This is a genomic window from Mycobacterium paraintracellulare (genome assembly GCF_000276825.1).
GTDB classification, from domain to species: Bacteria; Actinomycetota; Actinomycetes; order Mycobacteriales; family Mycobacteriaceae; genus Mycobacterium; species Mycobacterium intracellulare.
The window spans coordinates 3,895,373-3,915,995 of the sequence record NC_016948.1 but is presented as its reverse complement, the minus strand read 5'-3'; the positions used below and the strand labels follow the sequence as shown (position 1 = coordinate 3,915,995).

Sequence of the window (20,623 nt, the reverse complement as noted above, 5' to 3'; positions counted from 1 at the left end):
GTCCTCGCAGCCTAATGATGTTCGTCATCGGCATTGTGCTGTTCGCACTGGCCATCCTGATCTCGGTGGCCCTGCACGAGTGCGGCCATATGTGGGTTGCGCGCGCCACCGGCATGAAGGTGCGGCGCTACTTCGTCGGCTTCGGCCCCACGCTGTGGTCGACCCGCCGCGGCGAGACCGAGTACGGCCTCAAGGCCGTGCCGCTGGGCGGATTCTGCGACATCGCCGGCATGACCTCGGTGGAGGAGCTGGCGCCCGACGAGACCGACCGCGCCATGTTCAAGCAGGCGGTCTGGAAGCGCGTCGCGGTGCTGTTCGCCGGGCCCGCCGCGAACTTCGTCATCTGCCTGGTGCTGCTCTACGGCATCGCGCTGGTGTGGGGCCTGCCCGACCTGCACCCGCCCACCAAGGCGGTGGTCGGCGAAACCGCTTGTGTGGCACCGGAAGTGGCGCCCGGCAAGATCGCGGACTGCACCGGGCCCGGGCCGGCGGCACTCGCCGGAATCCGTCCCGGCGACGTCATCGTCAAGGTGGGCGACACCCCGGTGTCGACCTTCGAGGAGATGGCCGCGGCCATCCGCAAGGTGCACGGCAACACCCCGATCGTCGCCGAGCGGGACGGCACCGCCATCACCACCTACGTCAACGTCACGCCCACGCAGCGCTACCTGACCACCGGGCCCGACGGGCAGGGCGCTCAACCGCAAGCCTCGACGGTCGGCGCCATCGGCGTCGGCGCCGTCCGGACCGGCCCGACGCACTACGGGGTGCTCTCGGCGATCCCGGGCAGTCTGGCGTTCGCCGGGGACCTGACCGTCGAGGTGGGCAAGGCGCTCGTGACGATTCCCACCAAGGTCGGTGCGCTGGTGCACGCCATCGGCGGCGGCCAGCGCGACCCGCAGACGCCGATGAGCGTGGTCGGAGCCAGCATCATCGGCGGCGACACCGTCGACCACGGACTGTGGGTGGCGTTCTGGTTCTTCCTGGCCCAGCTGAACCTCATCCTGGGCGCGATCAACCTGGTGCCGCTGCTGCCCTTCGACGGCGGGCACATCGGGATCGCGATGTTCGAAAAGGTCCGCAACCTGATCCGCTCGGCCCGGGGCATGGTCGCGGCCGCGCCGGTGAACTACCTCAAACTCATGCCGGCGACGTACGTCGTGCTGGTGTTCGTGGTCGGCTACATGCTGCTGACCGTGACCGCCGATCTGGTCAACCCGATCAGGCTGTTTCAGTAGGAGAACTCATGTCCGTTGGCCTGGGCATGCCGGACGCCCCGGCGCCCACGCTCGCACCCCGGCGCAAAACGCGCCAATTGATGGTGCGCGACGTCGGGGTCGGCAGCGACCACCCGATCTCGGTGCAGTCGATGTGCACCACCAAGACCCACGACGTCAACACCACGCTGCAGCAGATCGCCGAGCTGACCGCGGCCGGCTGCGACATCGTCCGCGTGGCCTGCCCGCGTCAGGAGGACGCCGACGCGCTGGCCGAGATCGCCCGGCACAGCCAGATCCCGGTGATCGCCGACATCCACTTCCAGCCGAAGTACATCTTCGCCGCGATCGACGCGGGATGCGCCGCGGTGCGAGTGAACCCGGGCAACATCAAGGAATTCGACGGCCGCGTCGGCGAGGTCGCCAAGGCCGCCGGCGCCGCCGGCATCCCCATCCGCATCGGGGTCAACGCGGGCTCGCTGGACAAGCGGTTCCTGCAGAAGTACGGCAAGGCCACCCCCGAGGCGCTGGTCGAGTCCGCGCTCTGGGAGGCCTCGCTGTTCGAGGAACACGGCTTCGGCGACATCAAGATCAGCGTCAAGCACAACGACCCGGTGGTGATGGTCGCCGCGTACGAGCAACTGGCCGAGCGGTGCGACTATCCGCTGCACCTCGGCGTCACCGAGGCCGGCCCCGCGTTCCAGGGCACCATCAAGTCCGCGGTCGCGTTCGGCGCGCTGCTGTCGCGCGGGATCGGCGACACCATCCGGGTGTCGCTGTCGGCGCCGCCGGTCGAAGAGGTCAAGGTCGGCATCCAGATCCTCGAGTCGCTGAACCTGCGCCCGCGCGGGCTCGAGATCGTGTCCTGCCCGTCGTGCGGCCGCGCGCAGGTCGACGTCTACACCCTGGCCAACGCCGTCTCGGCGGGCCTCGACGGCCTCGACGTCCCGCTGCGCGTCGCCGTGATGGGCTGCGTGGTCAACGGTCCGGGCGAGGCCCGCGAGGCCGACCTCGGCGTCGCATCGGGAAATGGCAAGGGGCAGATCTTCGTTCGCGGCGAGGTGATCAAGACCGTGCCCGAGGCGCAGATCGTCGAGACCTTGATCGAGGAAGCGATGCGGCTCGCCGCCGAGATGGGCGGCGATCACGGACCGGACACAACATCGAGCGGTTCGCCGGTTGTGACCGTAAGCTGATAAACGCCAGCGCCCTGGCCCTGAGATCGCACCACAGAGAGTTCGCCACATGTCGGCTCCGCCCCTTTTCCGCCTGGTCGGCGAGCGTCGGGTGTCCGTGGTGCGCGATGCGGCCGCGGTCTGGCGGGTTCTCGAGGACGATCCCGTCGCCTCGTGCATGGTCGCGGCCCGGGTAGCCGACCACGGCATCGACCCCAATTCCATCGGCGGGGAACTGTGGACGCTGCGCGGCGCCGAGCAATCGCTGTGCTTCGCCGGCGCCAACCTGATCCCGCTGCGCGGCGCCCCGGCCGACCTGAGCGCGTTCGCCGACGAGGCCATGCGCGGGACGCGGCGCTGCTCGTCGCTGGTCGGCAGGGCCGACCTGGTGATGCCGATGTGGGAGCGGCTCGAGGGGGCGTGGGGGCCGGCCCGCGACGTGCGCGACCGCCAGCCGCTGCTGGCGTTGTCCACCCACCCGAGCTGCGACATCGACACCGCGGTGCGCCAGGTCCGGCCCGAGGAGCTGGACGCCTACCTGGTGGCGGCCGTCGACATGTTCATCGGCGAGGTGGGCGTCGACCCGCGGATCGGGGATGGCGGTCGCGGCTACCGGCGGCGGGTGGCCAGCCTCATCTCGGCCGGTCGCGCCTGGGCACGGTTCGAGCACGGCCAGGTCGTCTTCAAGGCCGAGGTGGGCTCGCAGTCGCCGGGGGTCGGCCAGATCCAGGGGGTGTGGGTGCACCCGGAGTGGCGCGGCCTGGGCCTGGGCACCGCCGGCACCGCCACGGTCGCCGCGGTGATCGTCGGCAGCGGGCGGACGGCCAGCCTCTACGTCAACGACTTCAACGCGGTGGCGCGCGCGGCCTACGCCCGCGTCGGCTTCGCCGAGATCGGCACCTTCGCGACGGTGCTGCTCGACTAGTTGTGCTCCCCGGCAGCGGCCGCCGCCCGGCTGGGCGGGCGCCGGCCGGCGAACGCCCGACTGCCCGGGCGCTCGGCATCGGGGCGAGCTGCCACGACCACGCATAACGGTTCGGTCTCGGTGTGGCGGCGCCGCAGTTCACCCCGCAGCTCATAACATCAGCACCGATGGTAACTAGAACAACAGCGGCCTCATCCGTTTCAGGCCTGCTGCTCGTCGCGGTCATCGCGCTGTCCGGGTGCACGCCCCGGCCCGACGGCCCGGGCCCGGCCGCGGAGAAGTTCTTCCGCGCCCTCGCCGTCGGCGACACCGCGACGGCCGCCCAGCTCAGCGACAGCCCCAACGAGGCGCGCGAAGCGCTCAACGCCGCCTGGTCCGGCCTGCAGGCGACCCACCTCGACGCGCAGGTCCTCAACGCCAAGTACGCCGAGGACACCGGCACGGTCGGCTATCGCTTCGCCTGGCACCTGCCCAAGAACCGCGTCTGGAGCTACGACGGCCAGCTGAGGATGGCGCGCGACGAGGGCCGCTGGCGGGTGCGCTGGACCACCACGGCTCTGCACGCCAAACTGGGCGAGCACCAGACGTTCGCGCTGCGCGCGGATCGGCCGCGCCGCGCCTCGGTGAACGAACTCGGCGGCAGCGACGTGCTGGTGCCCGGCTACGTGTACCACTACACGCTGGACGCCACCCAGGCCGGACCCGCGCTGTTCGGCACGGCGCACGCGGTGGTCGACGTACTGCACCCGTTCAACGACACGCTCAACGACCCGCAGCTGCTCGCCGAGCAGGCCAGCTCGACACCCCACCCGGTCGACCTCGGCGTCACGCTGCACCCCGACGACAACGACAAGGTGTTCCCGGCGATCGGCCGGCTGCCCGGCATCGTGGTCACGCCCCAGCCCGAAATGCTGCCCACCGACCCGCATTTCGCGCCCGCGGTCGTCGCCGCGGTGAAGAAGGCCGTGGTGGACCAGCTGGACGGCGAGGCCGGCTGGCGGGTGGTGAGCGTCAACCAGAACGGCGTCGAGGTCGAGGTGCTGCACGAGGTCGAGGGATCACCGGCCCCCTCGGTGTCGCTCACGATGGACCGCGCGGTGCAGAACGCCGCCCAGCATGCGGTGGACACCCGCGGCGGCAAGGCGATGATCGTGGTGATCAAGCCCTCGACCGGGGAGATCCTCGCGATCGCCCAGAACGCGGGCGCCGACGCCGACGGCCTGCCGGCCACCACCGGGCTGTTCCCGCCCGGGTCGACGTTCAAGATGGTCACCGCCGGCGCGGCGGTCGAACGCGACATGGCCACGCCCAACACCATGCTGGGCTGCCCGGGCCGCCTCGACATCGGGCACCGCACCGTCCCCAACTACGGGGGCTTCGACCTCGGGGTGGTGCCGATGTCGCGGGCGTTCGCCAGTTCGTGCAACACCACCTTCGCCGAGCTCAGCAGCAAGATGCCCCCGCGCGGCCTGACCCAGGCGGCCTCCCGCTACGGGCTCGGGCTGGATTACCAGATCGACGGCATCACCACGGTGACCGGCTCGGTGCCGCCGACGGTCGACCTCGCCGAGCGCACCGAGGACGGCTTCGGCCAGGGCAAGGTGCTGGCCAGTCCGTTCGGCATGGCCCTGGTGGCGGCGACGGTCGCGGCCGGCAAGACGCCGGTGCCGCAACTGATCGCGGGCCGCCAGACGGCCGTGCAGGGCGACGCCACGCCGATCAGCCCGAAGATGATCGACGCGCTGCGGCCCATGATGCGGCTGGTGGTGACCAACGGGACCGCCAAGGAGATCGCCGGCTGCGGCGAGGTGTACGGGAAGACCGGTGAGGCCGAGTTCCCGGGCGGGTCGCATTCCTGGTTCGCCGGCTACCGCGGCGATCTGGCGTTCGCGGCGCTGATCGTCGGGGGTGGCAGCTCGGAGTACGCCGTCCGGATGACCAAGGTGATGCTCGAGTCGCTGCCGCCGGACTTTCTGGCCTAGCAGTCCTACGGGCCCGGTCCGCTTCGGCCGCGGCGGCGGTAAATTGCGAGCATGACCGATACCGGCGGCGACATGGTGACGTTGCGCGTCTCCGACGCCGACCGCAATGGCACGATGCGGCGACTGCACAACGCGGTCGCGCTCGGGCTGATCGACATCGACGAGTTCGAGCAGCGCTCCTCGCAGGTGTCCTACGCGCGCACGCGCGGGGAGCTGGACCATCTGGTCGGCGACCTGCCGGGACCGGGCGCCATCGTCACCTCGGCGGCCGACCGGGTGGAACTGCGCGGCTGGGCGGGCTCGCTGAAGCGGCACGGCGAATGGACGGTGCCCACCCGCCTGGCGCTGGTGCGCCGGCTGGGCTCGGTGGAACTCGACCTCACCAAGGCCCGGTTCGCCGGGCCGGTGGTGGTCGTCGAACTGGACATGCGGTTCGGCTCCGTCGAGATTCGATTGCCCGACGGCGCCAGCGCGTCGATCGACGACGTCGAGGTCTACGTGGGCAGCGCCAGCGATCGCCGCAAAGACCCGCCTGGTGAGGGCAGGCCGCACGTCGTGCTGACCGGGCGAGTGGTGTGCGGTTCGGTGATCATCCGGGGCCCGCGCCGCTCGCTGCTGCGCCGCCAGCGAGTCTGATCGCCGGGGGGACCCCGGTTAAGCTGGTCGCATGCCCGCTCGCACCGCGCTTTCCCCCGGAGAGTTGTCCCCGACTCTGCCGGTGCCCGGCAGCGTCCCGCGCCCCGAGTACGCCTGGAAGCCGACGGTCCACGAGGGCAGCGAGCCGTGGGTGCAGACGCCCGAGGTGATCGAGAAGATGCGGGTCGCCGGCCAGATCGCGGCGCGCGCACTGGTGGAGGCGGGCAAGGCGGTCGCGCCCGGGGTCACCACCGACGAACTCGACCGGATCGCCCACGAATACATGGTCGACCACGGCGCCTATCCCTCGACGCTGGGCTACAAGGGCTTCCCGAAGTCGTGCTGTACGTCGCTCAACGAGGTCATCTGCCACGGCATCCCCGACTCGACGGTGATCGAGGACGGTGACATCGTCAACATCGACGTCACCGCCTACATCGACGGCGTGCACGGCGACACCAATGCCACCTTCCTGGCCGGCGACGTCGCCGAAGAACACCGGCTGCTGGTGGAGCGGACCCGGGAGGCGACGATGCGCGCCATCAACGCCGTCAAGCCCGGGCGTGCCCTGTCGGTTGTCGGCCGCGTCATCGAGTCGTACGCTAACCGGTTCGGCTACAACGTCGTTCGCGACTTCACCGGGCACGGCATCGGCACCACGTTCCACAACGGGCTGGTCGTCCTGCACTACGACCAGCCCTCGGTGTCGACCGTCATGCAGCCGGGCATGACGTTCACCATCGAACCGATGATCAACCTCGGCGGCCTGGACTACGAGATCTGGGACGACGGCTGGACGGTGGTCACCAAGGACCGCAAGTGGACCGCGCAGTTCGAGCACACCCTGCTGGTCACCGACACCGGCGTCGAAATCCTCACGCTGCCATGAGGGCCCCACTGCTCGCCGCGCACGGGTGAGCGGGGCGCTGCTGGTCGCCGGCACCAGCTCCGACGCCGGCAAATCGGTGGTGGTGGCCGCCCTGTGCCGGTTGCTGGCCCGCCGCGGAACCCGGGTCGCCCCGTTCAAGGCGCAGAACATGTCCAACAACTCCGTGGTCACCGTCGAAGGCGGCGAAATCGGTCGCGCCCAGGCGATTCAGGCCCGCGCGGCCGGCCTGGAGCCCAGCGTGCGGTTCAATCCGGTGCTGCTCAAGCCGGGCAGCGACCGCACCTCGCAGCTCGTGATCAAGGGCCGGGTCACCGACTCCGTCAGCGCGAAAAGCTATGTCCAACACCGCGATCGGCTCGCCTCCGTCGTACTCGACGAATTGGCATGCCTGCGAGACGAATTCGACGCGGTCATCTGCGAGGGCGCCGGATCACCCGCCGAAATCAACCTGCGCGCCACCGATTTGGCCAACATGGGGCTGGCCCGGGCCGCCGGCCTGCCGGTGGTCCTGGTCGGCGACATCGACCGCGGCGGCCTGCTCGCGCACCTGTTCGGCACCGTCGCGGTGCTCGAGCCCGACGACCAGGCGCTGATCTCCGGTTTCATCGTCAACAAGTTCCGGGGCGATCCCGCGCTGCTCGAGCCGGGATTGCGTCAGCTGCAGGCCATGACGGGGCGGCCCACCTACGGGGTGCTGCCGTACGCCGAGGAGCTGTGGCTCGATGCCGAGGACTCGCTGTCCGTGGTCGCGCACCGCGTCATCGGCACGCCCGCCCCGCCGCGCGGCGACGAGTGGCTGCGGGTGGCCGCGGTCCGGCTGCCCCGGATCTCCAACTCCACCGACGTCGAGGCGCTGGCCTGCGAACCGGGCGTGGTGGTGCGCTGGGTCGCCGACCCCGCCGGCGCGGCCGACGCCGACCTGATCGTCGTCCCGGGCAGCAAGGCCACCGTCGCCGACCTGTCCTGGTTGCGCGAGCGCGGCCTGGCCGAGGCGATCGTGTCGCACGCGCGGGCCGGCAAACCGGTGCTGGGGATCTGCGGGGGATTTCAGATGCTGTGCCGTCGTATCGATGACGCGGTGGAGTCCGGCGCCGGCGAGGTGCCGGGGCTGGGGTTGCTCGACGCCGACATCGCCTTCGATCCGGCCAAGACCCTGCGCCGCTGGCGGTGTGGGATCGACGGTCCCTTGGGCGGATACGAGATCCATCACGGGCGGATCGCGCGCTGCGCCGAGCAAACCTGGTTCGCCGCGGGCACCGATCCGCAACCGCAAGGTGTGGTGCGCGGCGCGATCTTTGGGACGCATTGGCACGGCGTGCTCGACAACGACGACTTCCGGCGCGCCTGGCTCACCCGGGTCGCCGACGCCGCGGGCCGGGGCGGCTTCGTGGTCGACGACGACACCAACGTCGCCGCGCGGCGCGACGCCCAGCTCGATCTCGCCGCCGATCTGCTGGCCGCCCATCTCGACGTCGACGCCGTCCTCGGGCTGCTGCGCGGCCCGCCGCCGGCGCGTCCGCATCTGGCAAGTCTGTTGCGCCCGTAAGGTATTCGCCGAAGTCGCGATGTGAACGCCGCCGTTGACGACGCGGCCGGCGGGCCGTCATCGAGTGCCGGTGGAAACTGTGTCCCTGTATCACATGCCGCAGAATCATCGCGCGCGCATGCCGTTTGGCTGTAGCGTGCTTGGGTGTCCTCGATGATGACCACCCTGGAGGGGTTCCCGGTCCCGGTCGTTGTGGCCGGACCGGAGACGGGCGTCGTCGTCGTCATATTGGGCGACGAGGAACGCGCCCCCGCCGCGTATGACGCGGTCTGCGAGCGCCTGCACACCGCATCGCTGCGGACGGTCGTGATCGGCTTCGACCCGCGGCTGACCCCCAAGTCGGTGATCGGCATTCTCGACGCCCTGGGAATCGGTTGGGCCGTCGTCATGGGCGACCGCGCCGGTGGCGACCTCGCGTGGGAACTGACGGCGACCCGGCTGGGCCGGTTCGTCGGGCTGGTGGTGATCGACCGCGGGCATCCGCGCGCCGGCGATCGCGACGGCGCCATCCGCGACGGGCACTGCCCACCGGTGGAGATCGGCACCACCGTGTTGGTCAGCTCGCCGGCCGCCCGGTCGGTGGCCCAGGCCAGCCAGCAGTACGTCTACGCCGACTACCGGGTGGTGCATCTGGGACGGCGCACCGTGCAGGAGTCGACGGCGCAACTGGCCGCCGAGATCATTTTGCGCACCAGCACCTGGTAGCGCCTGGTTGACTAACGGTCATGGCCTCCGACGATGACGCCGTGACCGACCCGATGCTCTCGCTGAGTGCCCTGCGGCAGCTGGTGGCCGCCGGCGCGGTGGACACGGTCATCGTGGCGTTCGCCGACATGCAGGGACGCCTGGTCGGCAAGCGGGTGGCCGCGCAACTGTTCGTCGACGAGGTGGCCACCCGGGGCGCCGAGTGCTGCGACTATCTGCTGGCGGTCGACGTCGACATGAACACCGTCGATGGCTACGCGATGTCGAGCTGGGACACCGGATACGGCGACACCGTGCTGAGGCCCGATCTGTCCACCCTGCGGCGCATTCCCTGGCTGCCCGGCACGGCCCTGGTGATCGCCGATGTGGGCTGGGCCGACGGCAGCCCGGTCGCCGTGTCACCGCGGGCCATCCTGCGCCGCCAGCTCGATCGGCTGGCCCGGCGCGGGTGGAGCGCCGACGCCGCGACCGAGCTGGAATTCATGGTGTTCGACGAGACCTATCGCCAGGCGTGGGCCGGCGGATACCGCGGCCTGACCCCGGCCAGCGACTACAACATCGACTACGCGATCGCGGCGTCGTCGCGCATGGAGCCGCTGCTGCGCGACATCCGCAACGGAATGACCGGCGCGGGCCTGCAATTCGAGGCCGTCAAAGGCGAATGCAACAGGGGACAGCAGGAGATCGGTTTCCGTTACGCCGAGGCGCTGGTCACCTGCGACAACCACGTCATCTACAAGAACGGGGCCAAGGAGATCGCCGATCAGCACGGCAAGAGCCTGACGTTCATGGCGAAATACGATGAGCGAGAAGGCAACAGCTGCCACATACACCTCTCGCTGCGCGACCCGCAGGGCGGCGCGGTGTTCGCCGACCCCGCCCGTCCGCACGGCATGTCGTCGACGTTCTGCAGCTTTGTGGCCGGGCTGCTGGCGACCCTGCGCGAATTCACCGTGTTCTATGCGCCGAACATCAACTCCTACAAGCGATTCGCCGACGGCAGCTTCGCGCCCACCGCGGTGGCCTGGGGGCTGGACAACCGCACCTGCGCGCTGCGGGTGGTCGGCCACGGGCCCAACACCCGGGTCGAGTGCCGGGTGCCCGGCGGCGACGTCAACCCGTATCTGGCGGTGGCGGCGATCGTCGCCGGCGGGCTGTACGGTGTCGAACGGGGCCTCGAGCCACCGGAGCCCTACGCGGGGAACGCCTATCACGCCCCCGGCGTCGAGCGGCTGCCCGCCACCCTGGCCGAGGCGGCCTCGGCCTTCGAGCGCTCGACGCTCGCGCGCGAGGTGTTCGGCGACGACGTGGTCGCCCACTACCTGAACAACGCCCGCGTGGAACTGGCGGCGTTCAACGCCGCGGTCACCGACTGGGAAAGGACGCGTGGTTTTGAACGGCTCTGAGCTGGATGGTGGCGACCCGCTGCGCCCGGCTGCGCCGCGCTTGCGATCGCCACGCAAGTCCGCGCGCCCGGTCGTGGGCCTGACCACGTACCTCGAGCGGGTGCAGACCGGGATCTGGGACATCCCCGCCGGATACCTGCCGACCGACTACTTCGAGGGCGTCATCCAGGCCGGCGGGATCGCCGTCCTGCTGCCCCCGCAACCGGCGGACGCCGAGGTCGTCGGCGCGGTGCTCGACGGCGTGCACGCGCTGGTGATCACCGGCGGTTACGACCTCGACCCCGCCAGCTACGGCCAGCAACCGCATCCCACGACCGACGAACCCCGCACCGACCGCGACGCCTGGGAGTTCGCGCTGTTGCGCGCCGCGCTGCACCGGGGGCTGCCGGTGCTCGGGATCTGCCGCGGCACACAGGTGCTCAACGTCGCGCTCGGCGGCACGCTGCACCAGCACCTGCCCGACGTGCTCGGGCACTGCGGGCACCGCGCCGGCGACGGGGTGTTCACCCGGGTGCCGGTGCGCACCGTCGCCGGCACCCGGGCGGCCGCGCTGGTGGGGGAGACCGTCGACGCGCCGTGCTATCACCACCAGGCCATCGACCGGGTCGGGGACGGGCTGGTGGTCAGCGCGACCGATCCCGACGGCGTCGTCGAGGCGCTGGAGCTTCCCGGGGACCGGTTTGTGCTTGGCGTGCAATGGCATCCGGAGCAGTCCCTGGAGGATCTGCGGTTGTTCGCCGCGATCGTGGACGCGGCCCGGGCGTATGCGGGGCGCTGACGTGGTTGCGACGCAACTGATCAACCCGGCGACCGAGGAGGTGCTGCGCTCGGTCGAGCACGCCGACGCGGCGGCCGTCGACGACGCGGTGGGCCGCGCGCGGGCGGCGCAGCGGCGGTGGGCGCGGCTATCCCCGGCCGAACGAGCCTCCGGCCTACGGGCTTTTGCCGCCGCCGTCGACGCCCATCTCGACGAGCTCGCGGCCCTCGAGGTCGCGAACTCGGGTCATCCCATCGGGTCGGCCGAGTGGGAGGCCGGCCACGTCCGCGACGTGCTGACCTACTACTCGGCAAGCCCGGAACGGTTGTCCGGCAAGCAAATTCCGGTGTCCGGCGGGCTGGACGTCACGTTCAACGAACCGCTGGGCGTGGTCGGTGTGATCGCCCCGTGGAACTTCCCGATGCCCATCGCCTGCTGGGGGTTCGCGCCGGCGCTGGCGGCGGGTAACGCCGTGCTGGTCAAGCCCGCCGAGGCGACGCCGCTGACCACGATCCGCCTCGGTGAGCTGGCGGCCGACGCCGGCCTGGACCCAGACCTGCTCCAGGTGCTGCCGGGACCGGGCCCGGTGGTGGGGGAGCGGTTCGTCACGCACCCCGACATCGCCAAGATCGTGTTCACCGGCTCCACCGAGGTCGGCAAAAGGGTGCTGGCCGTGGCGGCGGCCCGCGTCAAGCGGGTGACCCTGGAGCTGGGCGGCAAGAGCGCCAACATCGTGTTCGCCGACTGCGATCTGGAGCGGGCGGCCGCGACCGCGCCGGCCGGGGTGTTCGACAACGCCGGGCAGGATTGCTGCGCCCGCAGCCGGATCCTGGTGCAGCGCAGCGTCTACGACCGCTTCATGGAGCTGCTCGAACCCGCCGTCAAAGGTGTCGTCGTCGGGGACCCCGCGTCCCGGGGCACCGAAATGGGCCCGCTGGTGTCGGCCGCGCACCGCGCCAGGGTGGCGTCCTACGTGCCCGACGGCGCCCCCGTCGCGTTTCGCGGCACCGCGCCGAGCGGGCGCGGATTCTGGTTCCCGCCAACGGTTCTCACCCCGCAGCGCACCGACCGCACCGTCACCGAAGAGATCTTCGGCCCGGTGGTCACGGTGTTGGCCTTCGACGACGAGCAGGACGCCGTCACGCTGGCCAACGACACCGCCTACGGCCTGTCCGGATCGATCTGGACGAACGACCTGTCCCGCGCCCTGCGGGTGTCCCGCGCGGTGGAAGCCGGGAACCTGTCGGTGAATTCGCACTCGTCGGTGCGGTACAACACCCCGTTCGGCGGTTTCAAGCAGTCGGGCCTGGGCCGCGAGCTGGGTCCGGACGCGCCGCTGGGATTCACCGAGACCAAGAACGTTTTCATCGCGATCGGAGAGGATTAGGCGGTGGCGGTCGATCTCACCCAACGGTTGGCGGGCCGGGTCGCCGTCGTCACCGGCGCCGGCGGCGGCATCGGGCTGGCCTCGGCGCGGCGGATGCGCGCCGAGGGCGCCACCGTCGTGGTCGCCGACGTCGACCACGACGCGGGCGCCGCCGCGGCCGACGAGCTGTCCGGCCTGTTCGTGCCCACCGACGTCGCCGACGAGGACGCGGTCAACGCGCTGTTCGATACCGCGGCGCAGGCCTACGGCCGCGTCGACATCGCGTTCAACAACGCCGGCATCTCACCCCCCGACGACGATGTCATCGAGAACACCGAGCTGCCCGCCTGGCAACGCGTCCAGGACGTCAACCTGAAGTCGGTGTACCTGTGCTGCCGGGCGGCGTTGCGGCACATGGTTCCCGCGCGGCGCGGCTCGATCATCAATACCGCGTCGTTCGTCGCCGTCCTGGGGTCAGCGACGTCGCAGATCTCCTACACCGCGTCCAAGGGCGGGGTGCTGGCCATGTCGCGGGAGCTGGGGGTGCAGTTCGCCCGGCAGGGCATCCGGGTGAACGCGCTGTGCCCCGGGCCGGTCAACACCCCACTGCTGCAAGAGCTTTTCGCCAAGGACCCCGAACGTGCCGCGCGCCGGCTGGTGCACGTGCCGGTGGGCCGCTTCGCCGACCCCGGCGAAATCGCCGCGGCCGTCGCGTTTTTGGCGAGCGACGACGCGTCGTTCATCACGGCGTCGACGTTCCTGGTCGACGGCGGCATCAGCTCGGCCTACGTGACTCCGCTCTAACGGCGGCACCCACCGGCCCCGACCACGCGGGCGCCTTCGCCCGCCGGTCCCCGCCCAGGCCTTGCGCGGCGGACGCGGCCGTCGTCCAGCTGCGCGGCACCGACAGCGCGCCCAGCGACACCCCGCGGCCCACGCGCGCGTTCACCCCGTCGACGGCGGCCGGCCTGGGGAACAGTGTGCGCAGCGCCGCCGCCTTGTTCATCGAATTCAGGTGGCCGATCGCGAAATCCGACGGCGCGGTCAGCGAATTCAGCTTCGACAGCGACGGTGTCACCGAGGAAAGGGACGCCTCGAACGTGGTCCGCGATGCCGACGACAGGTGCTCGAGCGCGCCGGGAATGGCCGACATCACGCGGCGGCCGGCCGATATGACGTCGGGCGCCGCCTTCAACAGCCAGCTGTCTGCGCGCGCACCGGCGTCGGAAGGCGGAGGGGTGAACGGGGCCAACGTCGCCGCGCCGGCGGCGGCGTCGGCGTAGGCGTACATGGCGCCGGCGTTGCGCGCCCACATGGCGTCGTAGTCGGTGTCGACGTCCGCGATTGCCGCGCTGTGCTGGCCCAGCCAGTTCGCCGACACCAGTGCCGTGCGGCGCGCGCGGTTGCCCGCGATCGCCGGTGGGGGCACCGTCGCCGCGAACGCCGCCTCGTGCGCCCCGGCCGCCGCGCCCAGCTGCACGGCCGCCTCCTGGCTCCGTGCGGCGTTGGCGTCCAGCCAGTCGACGTAGCGGGCGGCCTCGCGCAGCGCCGAGGGCGCCGGGCCCTCCCATTGCGCCGCCAGCTTCGCGGTCACCGCCCGGTAGTCGGCCGCCGCGGTGCAGAGCCGCGCGGCAAGCTTGTCCCACGCCGCGGCGGCCGCGACCATCGATCCCGCACCGGGACCCGAATACATCAGCGCGGAGTTGATCTCCGGGGGCAGCGTCGCGAAATCCATTACAGCCTCCGCCGGGGGCGGGCGGTGTGGTTGATGCTCGAAAACATTGGGGGCGTCCTTCACGAGATAGACACGGGAGATATGAGCCCTGTCGCGCGAATGCGCGGCGTGCGGCGATCAGACGCGGGCGATGCAGAGCCGGGTCAACGTATCTCGGTCGGTGGCAATGATTGCGGGAGAACGGGATTGGGCGTGGTCGGGCGCCGCCCGCACCGGGCCGAACGTCGTCGGCGCCGGTGACAGGGCCACTTGCGCTGACGAACGGTTCCAGGTTTGGGGCCGTTCCTTCGTCATCCACATGCTGTGGAACGGCTTCTTGTTGGTGTTGTCCGCCGGTGCCGGCGACTCCCACGCGGCCGGCGCCGGGCGGCCGACGGCGGAGTGGAGGCCCCGGGGGAGCGCATGCGCGCCGACCCCGGCGGCCGGGCCGGACCAGGCGGCAGGCTCGGGCAGGCTGGACGCGGCGAACTGAGGCCGCAGCGACGAACCGGCTATCAGGGCGATGAACACACCCAGGGCTGCGACGATCGCGGTGGCGGGCCGCCACCGCCGAGTCTGACCGCCAACCCGGAACAACACAGTGCGCCGAATGTACAACGCGAATCGTGGTAAACCGGTCGGAACGAGCTGTGAAGTCGGTCCGAATCCACGGTCGGTGCAGCTAGGGGCGGAAAACGATGAGCGGGATCGCCATCTCGGCCGGGCTGGCTCCGCCGTGGAAACCGATCAGGCGCGAGGCTTCCGGCGGCTCGTGCGCGCTGGCCAGCACCGCCGTGTCGCCCGAGCAGACCACCACCACGTCGCCCAGCCGCTCCAGGTGCGGCGCGGCGACCGGCCCGAACATCCCGGTGCCCACCGCCTGCTCGCGGCTGTACACGGTCGCCCGGCCGCCGAGCACCTCGGCCCACGCGGCCCGCACGTCGGGCGCGGCGCCCGGCTCGGTGTGCAGGTAGCGGACCCGGGGCTCGCCGGCGACCACCCGGACGCCCCGGGCCAGCCGGGCGTCGGCGTCGAGGTCGATGCGGGCCTCCGGCGGGACGTTGAGGCCGCCGTGGTCGGCGGTCACCAGCAGCGCCGCGTTCGGCGGCAGCGCCTCGAGCAGGCGCGAAAGCAGCGTGTCGACGCTCGCCGCGGCCGCGTGCCACTGCTCGGAGCCGACGCCGAAGACATGGGCCGCGGTGTCGAGTTCGGCGGTGTAGCCGTAGACCAGTCCGGGCGCCGAGCGCAGGTCGTCGACCACCAGCTGGGCGTAGTCGTCGGCGGGGCCGGCCGGGCGGAATTCCGCGCCGCGGTACGCGGCCTCGGTCAGCCCACTGCCGAGGAACAGCGCCGGCAGCACCGCGCGGGCGCTGACGCCGGCCTCTTTGAGCCGCTGAAACCAGGTCGGCACCGGCTGCCAGACGGCCGGCGAGGGATCGTCGCGCCACCGGACGTGGTTGAGCACGGTCTCGGTGCCCGGCACCCGCAGGGTGAAGCCCAGAACCCCGTGCTCGCCGGGCGCCGCACCGGTGCCCAGGGACACCAGGCTGGTCGGCGTGGTCGACGGGAAGGTGCACTCCAGCCGGGTCAGCCGGCCGGTGGCGCCCCCCAGCACGGAGGCCAGCAGCGGCGCGCCGCCCGCCAGCTGCGGAAGCAGGTGCCAGCCCAGCCCGTCCACCAGCACGACGAGCACCCGGTCGATCCGATCGGAGCCGGCCCGCTCCGTCACCGCCAGGGTGTCGACCGCGCCCGGAACGCCGAGCAGGGCGGCCGCGGCGGGCAGCACGTCACGCAGGGAACCGGGCACCGGGCCAGTCTGACGTCGAAGCTAGACGCGCGCCAGTCGCCGGTCGGTCACCGCGTGGCCCCCTCCCGCGCCGTCAGCACCGAGACCACGGCCTGTCCCGGCGACGGTCCGCCGCCGTTCGGCGGCACGGTGCGGTGGGTGAGGACCTCGAAACCGTTGCGCTGCAATAAGTCACGGCAAGCGCGCGTCAGCAGAACGTTCTGGAACACCCCGCCGGTGAGCCCCACCAGCCGGGTGTCGCCGGCCACCCGCGCCACCACGTCGGCGACCGCGTCCGCGACCGCGAGGTGGAACGTCGCGGCCAGCACCGCGCGCGGCGTCCCGGCGTACAGCGCCGCGACCATCGTCTGCACCATCGGTACCGGATCGATCACCCCGTTGGGGCGCACCGCCAGCGGCAACGACGGCCGGGGCCGCCCGGGATCGCAGCCCGCCGACTCCGCCAGCGCCTCGAGCTCGACCGCGGCTTGCCCCTCGTAGTCGATGCGATGCCGCACGCCGAGCAGGGAAGCGACCGCGTCGAACAGCCGTCCCATGCTCGAGCACGGCACACAGCCCGTCCCGGTCTCCAGTTGCGAACGGACCAGGCGCAGTGCGTCATCGGTCGCGGCGGCGACGGGCGCCAGATCCGGGGTCCAATCGATGTCGGCCGTCCATAACTGGGACAGCGCCATCCGCCACGGTTCGCGCACCGCCGCATCGCCGCCGGGCATCGGCACCGGCCGCAGGTGGCCGACCCGGACGAACTGCCGGCTCCGGGCGCCCAGCGCCAAAATCTCTCCGCCCCAGATCGTTTCGTCACCGCCGTTACCGGTGCCGTCGAAGCAGACCCCGACGATGGGTTCGCCGATGCGCCCGCGCTCGGCCAGCAGCGACACCACGTCGGCGCGGTGGTGCTGAACGAGATCCAGCGGCCCCCCTGGTGCCGGGCACATGGTTCAGTACCCGTCTTCGGCCGCGGGTAGTGCCGCCCCGTGCAACGCCGCGACGATCTCTTCGACCGCCCGCGCCGCCCGGGGGACGGCCTTGGCGACCGGTTCGGTCAGCCCGATGCCTTCCTGGACGCTGCCGGCCTCGCACCCGACGACGACGGTGTAGGGCGGACGGCCGCCCAGCGCCCGCAGGCTGGCGAAGACGGCGGCGGGGTCCATGCTGTGGCCGTCCAGACCGCTTGTCCGCGAGGGTGTTTCGTGATCGGCCTGGAAGACGTGCAGCGTGCCGGGATGGCCGCGGCTGGGTACGGCGTCGACGAGGACCAGCGTGTCCCACTCCTCGAGCAGGTCATAGGCCAGGTGCATCCCCCTGATTCCGTAGTCGATGACCTGGACCATCGGATCATCTTGCGGCAGTTCGGCATTGCGGACCACTTCGGAGCCGAATCCGTCATCCCCCAGGAAGCTGTTGCCGATCCCGGCTACCAAGATGCGGGCTGTCATGCCGGCACCGCAGTCCGCCGGCTTTGATCGTCCGCCTCGCGCCACTGCGCCGCCCGTGCTGAAGTTCCCGTCGGCTGCACCGGGCGATCCGCCATGGCCGTCACCCCCCGACCGTGTCGACGGTGCGTTCCGTGATACCCCTCGAACTTCGAATCACGGTGCCGTGCACACGCGACGCGGCGCCCGAGACCTTGCCGCGCAGAACACGGGTCAACGGTGGTGCTGTCTGGACTGCCGCTTCCGTTGGCATGCTGCAGCTTTCCGGAGCCGGGCCGGGGCTCCTGCACCGCCGGAGTCGAACGTCGGCCCACTTGCGCGGCGCTGTTTTTTGGGTCTACTCCCGCTGCCGAGCGTTGTCAACGCTTCGCGCGCCTCGCACGCCCGCGCCCGGTGAGCCGCTAGGTCGCGGATTCGGCCCCCAGGTCGGTGGGGCCCCACTTTTCCTCGATGCGGCCGTAGCGCCAGACGAGCAGGGCCACCGCCCAGGTGACGACGAACATGCCGACGACGACGTAGCCGACCGCGTTGAGGTCCAGCCCGCCGATCCAGGTCCAGAAGGCGCCCCGCCAACCGAATTGGTCGGCGAACAGGACGAGCAGTTCGACGCTCCCGATCAGCAGGGCGACGGCCACCGACAGCGCGGTGATGGTGATGTTGTAGTAGATCTTGCGCACCGGATTGGAAAACGCCCAGCCGTAGGCGAAGTTCATGAACGAACCGTCGATGGTGTCCAGCAGGCACATGCCCGCGGCGAACAGCACCGGCAGGCAGATGATGGCGTACCACGGCAGCCCGGCGGCGGCGCTGGTGCCGGCGAGCACCAGAAGTGCGATCTCGGTGGCGGTGTCGAAGCCCAGCCCGAACAACAACCCGATCGGGTAGCAGTGCCACGACTTGGTGATCGACTTGGTGAGCCGGCCGAGCACCCGGTTCATCAGTCCGCGGCTCTGCAATTGCCGCTCCAGCTCGGCCCCGTCGGTCTCGGGGTCGAATTCGCCGCGGCGCAACCGCGCGAACACGCGCAGGATGCCGGCCAGGACGATGAGGTTGAGAAGGGCGATCGCATACAGGAAGACGCCGGAGACGCTGGTGCCGATCAACCCGGTGTAGTGGTGCAGCGTCGAGGAGTCGTCCTCGACCGGCCCGACGACCGTTTTCACCCCGCCCGCCAGCAACAGCGCCAACGCGAACACCACGGTGGAGTGGCCCAGCGAAAAGAAGAAGCCGACGGCCAGCGGGCGCTGCCCGTCGTTCATCAGCTTGCGGGTGGTGTTGTCGATGGCGGCGATGTGGTCGGCGTCAAAGGCGTGCCGCATACCCAGCGTATAGGCCGTCAATCCGATCCCGACACCAAAAGCTTTGCCGCCCAAGCTGTATTGGGCCGGTGCCACCAAGAACACCAGGGTGAGCCAGCCGAGCAGGTGCAGCGCGACGATGGACGCGAGCATCGCGGCCAGCCGCCACCACTCCGCTGTGGTCAGGGCGCCGAGAAGTCTGGTCACCCGTGACGGCCGCCGGTCGATCTCGGTGCTGGCCACTGGGGTCCTTCCGGCGCGTCCTTGCGGTATCGGGCTGAGAACAACCGGCCACGACTGTAAGTTCCCCGCCGCGCCGGATGCAAGTGAAGCGCGGATTCTTGGCCCTCGACACTGAACCGCTCACGCCCGAGCCGCCGCCGAGGTCAGTGCAGACCCAGTAGCGCGTTCTCCACCACCTCGGCCAGGGCCGGATGAATCCAGTATTGCCCGCGGGCCGTCTGCAGGGCGGTCAGCCCGAAGCTCATCGCCTGGATCAACGGCTGGATGATCGACGAGGCCTGATCACCCATGATGTGCGCACCCAGCAGGCGGCCGGTGCCGCGCTCGGCGACGAGCTTGACGATCCCGGTGGTGTCCTCGGCCGCCCAGCCGTAGGCGACGTCGCCGTAATTCTGGATCTTCACCGAAATCTTGAAACCCTGTGCGATGGCCTGGTTTTCGGTCAGCCCGACGGAGGCGATCTGGGGATCGGTGAACACCGCCGCGGGCACGTAGCGGTGGTCGGTGGCGGCCAGGGCTTCGGTGTCGTCCCAGTCGCACAGCAGGTTGTGCTGCACGACGCGCGCCTCGTGGTTGGCGACGTGCTTGAGCTGATACGACGAGGAGACGTCGCCGAGCGCGAAAACGCCACGCGCCGTGGTCCGCTGGTACTCGTCGACGACCACCAGGCCGTCGGTGACGGTGACGCCGGCCTGCTCGGCGTCGAGCAGATCGCCGTTGGGCACGCGGCCGGTCGCCACCAGCAGCGCGTCGGCGTTCACGGTGCGACCGTCGTCGAGTTGCACCGCGACGCCCGAACCCTGGTTTTCGGCGCCCACGACGTTGCGGTGGGTGTGCAGCTCCCACTTGCTGGCCGCGATGCGGGTGAAGCGTTCGCCGACGACGTCGTCGAGGTGCCGCAGCAATGTGGAGCCCCGGACCACCAGGGTGACCCGCGAGCCCAGGGAGGAGAAAGTGTGGGCGAATTCGGCTGCGACGAAACCGCCGCCGACGATCACCAAATGCTCGGGCAGTTCAGGGATTCGCATGATCGTGTCGCTGGTGTGGTACGTCGCGCCGCACTCGAGGATCGCGGGCGGGACCACGGCGCGCGCCCCAGCCGCGATCACCACCTGATCGGCCGTGAACTCGTCGCCGGCGTCGGTGCGCAACAGGTAGCGCCCATCGGGTTGGACCGCGCCGAACCGGGTGTGCTGTTTGTACACATCGATATTGGGCGCGGCGTTGCGATAGTCCTCGCCGCTGACCCCGATCGGGTCGATGCGCCCGAACACGCGCGAGACGATGTCGTCCCAGCGCACCCGCTCGATGCGGGCGTCGATGCCGTAGCGCGCCGCCTCCCGGATGCTCTGGGCGACCTCGGCGGCGTAGACGAACATCTTGGTCGGGATGCACCCGACGTTCAGGCACGTGCCCCCGAACGTGCCCTGTTCGCAGATGGCCACCCGTTTGTCGGCGAAGCGTTCATCGAGAATGCTGTTGCCCGAACCGGTTCCGATGATCGCGACGTCGTAGGTCTCCACA

18 protein-coding genes and 1 pseudogene are annotated in these 20,623 nt (G+C 70.8%); 12 read left to right on the top strand and 7 right to left on the bottom strand.

The window, feature by feature from the left end:
- Window positions 1–14: 14 nt before the first annotated feature.
- From OCQ_RS17905 to OCQ_RS17850, 12 genes are all read left to right on the top strand, one after another.
- Window positions 15–1,238, top strand: a complete 1,224-nt coding sequence (locus tag OCQ_RS17905) for a M50 family metallopeptidase (protein WP_008258786.1) — start codon at window positions 15–17, stop codon at window positions 1,236–1,238.
- A gap of 8 nt (window positions 1,239–1,246) precedes the next feature.
- Window positions 1,247–2,413 carry a flavodoxin-dependent (E)-4-hydroxy-3-methylbut-2-enyl-diphosphate synthase gene (gene ispG / locus OCQ_RS17900; protein ID WP_014385441.1) on the top strand — a complete coding sequence of 389 codons (1,167 nt, stop codon included), beginning with the start codon at window positions 1,247–1,249 and terminating at the stop codon, window positions 2,411–2,413.
- 49 nt (window positions 2,414–2,462) lie between these two features.
- On the top strand, window positions 2,463–3,317 hold the full coding sequence (locus OCQ_RS17895; RefSeq protein ID WP_009952679.1) for a GNAT family N-acetyltransferase: 855 nt from the start codon (window positions 2,463–2,465) through the stop codon (window positions 3,315–3,317).
- Between the two features lie 167 nt (window positions 3,318–3,484).
- The gene (locus tag OCQ_RS17890) at window positions 3,485–5,299 is read left to right on the top strand and encodes a penicillin-binding transpeptidase domain-containing protein (protein WP_008258774.1); all 1,815 of its coding nucleotides are present in this window, start codon (window positions 3,485–3,487) and stop codon (window positions 5,297–5,299) included.
- Between the two features lie 51 nt (window positions 5,300–5,350).
- Window positions 5,351–5,935 carry a DUF1707 SHOCT-like domain-containing protein gene (locus tag OCQ_RS17885; protein WP_014382951.1) on the top strand — a complete coding sequence of 195 codons (585 nt, stop codon included), beginning with the start codon at window positions 5,351–5,353 and terminating at the stop codon, window positions 5,933–5,935.
- A gap of 31 nt (window positions 5,936–5,966) precedes the next feature.
- Entirely contained in the window at window positions 5,967–6,824 is an 858-nt protein-coding gene (map, locus tag OCQ_RS17880; RefSeq protein WP_009952674.1) for a type I methionyl aminopeptidase, read from the top strand.
- A 25-nt stretch (window positions 6,825–6,849) separates the two neighbouring features.
- Window positions 6,850–8,370 carry a cobyric acid synthase gene (locus OCQ_RS17875; protein ID WP_008258771.1) on the top strand — a complete coding sequence of 507 codons (1,521 nt, stop codon included), beginning with the start codon at window positions 6,850–6,852 and terminating at the stop codon, window positions 8,368–8,370.
- Window positions 8,371–8,523: 153 nt separating this feature from the next.
- On the top strand, window positions 8,524–9,075 hold the full coding sequence (locus tag OCQ_RS17870; RefSeq protein WP_008258770.1) for an alpha/beta hydrolase: 552 nt from the start codon (window positions 8,524–8,526) through the stop codon (window positions 9,073–9,075).
- Between the two features lie 20 nt (window positions 9,076–9,095).
- Window positions 9,096–10,481 carry a glutamine synthetase family protein gene (locus tag OCQ_RS17865; RefSeq protein WP_008258769.1) on the top strand — a complete coding sequence of 462 codons (1,386 nt, stop codon included), beginning with the start codon at window positions 9,096–9,098 and terminating at the stop codon, window positions 10,479–10,481.
- The gene (locus OCQ_RS17860) at window positions 10,462–11,259 is read left to right on the top strand and encodes a gamma-glutamyl-gamma-aminobutyrate hydrolase family protein (protein ID WP_232065617.1); all 798 of its coding nucleotides are present in this window, start codon (window positions 10,462–10,464) and stop codon (window positions 11,257–11,259) included. Before OCQ_RS17865 ends, OCQ_RS17860 begins: the two co-directional genes overlap by 20 nt.
- A 1-nt stretch (window position 11,260) precedes the next feature.
- Entirely contained in the window at window positions 11,261–12,625 is a 1,365-nt protein-coding gene (locus tag OCQ_RS17855) for an aldehyde dehydrogenase family protein (RefSeq protein ID WP_014385438.1), read from the top strand.
- Between the two features lie 3 nt (window positions 12,626–12,628).
- Window positions 12,629–13,408: a 3-oxoacyl-ACP reductase gene (locus tag OCQ_RS17850; RefSeq protein WP_014385437.1), complete on the top strand. Its 780-nt coding sequence runs from the start codon at window positions 12,629–12,631 to the stop codon at window positions 13,406–13,408.
- On the opposite strand, the gene OCQ_RS17845 is transcribed toward OCQ_RS17850, so the two are convergent.
- From OCQ_RS17845 to mtr, 7 genes and pseudogenes are all read right to left on the bottom strand, one after another.
- Window positions 13,380–14,339 carry a PPE family protein gene (locus tag OCQ_RS17845; RefSeq protein ID WP_038536960.1) on the bottom strand — a complete coding sequence of 320 codons (960 nt, stop codon included), beginning with the start codon at window positions 14,337–14,339 and terminating at the stop codon, window positions 13,380–13,382. The two genes, OCQ_RS17850 and OCQ_RS17845, sit on opposite strands and share 29 nt — an antisense overlap.
- A 117-nt stretch (window positions 14,340–14,456) precedes the next feature.
- Window positions 14,457–14,918: a hypothetical protein gene (locus OCQ_RS17840; RefSeq protein ID WP_014380670.1), complete on the bottom strand. Its 462-nt coding sequence runs from the start codon at window positions 14,916–14,918 to the stop codon at window positions 14,457–14,459.
- A gap of 82 nt (window positions 14,919–15,000) precedes the next feature.
- Entirely contained in the window at window positions 15,001–16,125 is a 1,125-nt protein-coding gene (locus OCQ_RS17835; RefSeq protein ID WP_014380669.1) for an alkaline phosphatase family protein, read from the bottom strand.
- A 47-nt stretch (window positions 16,126–16,172) separates the two neighbouring features.
- A pseudogene (locus OCQ_RS17830) lies at window positions 16,173–17,039 on the bottom strand (Kae1-like domain-containing protein); the annotation flags it as partial.
- 24 nt (window positions 17,040–17,063) lie between these two features.
- Window positions 17,064–17,561, bottom strand: a complete 498-nt coding sequence (locus tag OCQ_RS17825) for a hydrogenase maturation protease (RefSeq protein WP_009955396.1) — start codon at window positions 17,559–17,561, stop codon at window positions 17,064–17,066.
- 398 nt (window positions 17,562–17,959) lie between these two features.
- Window positions 17,960–19,099 carry a Nickel transporter NicT gene (gene nicT / locus OCQ_RS17820; RefSeq protein ID WP_014380667.1) on the bottom strand — a complete coding sequence of 380 codons (1,140 nt, stop codon included), beginning with the start codon at window positions 19,097–19,099 and terminating at the stop codon, window positions 17,960–17,962.
- A gap of 143 nt (window positions 19,100–19,242) precedes the next feature.
- Window positions 19,243–20,622: a mycothione reductase gene (gene mtr, locus OCQ_RS17815; RefSeq protein ID WP_008258759.1), complete on the bottom strand. Its 1,380-nt coding sequence runs from the start codon at window positions 20,620–20,622 to the stop codon at window positions 19,243–19,245.
- Window position 20,623 lies beyond the last annotated feature (1 nt).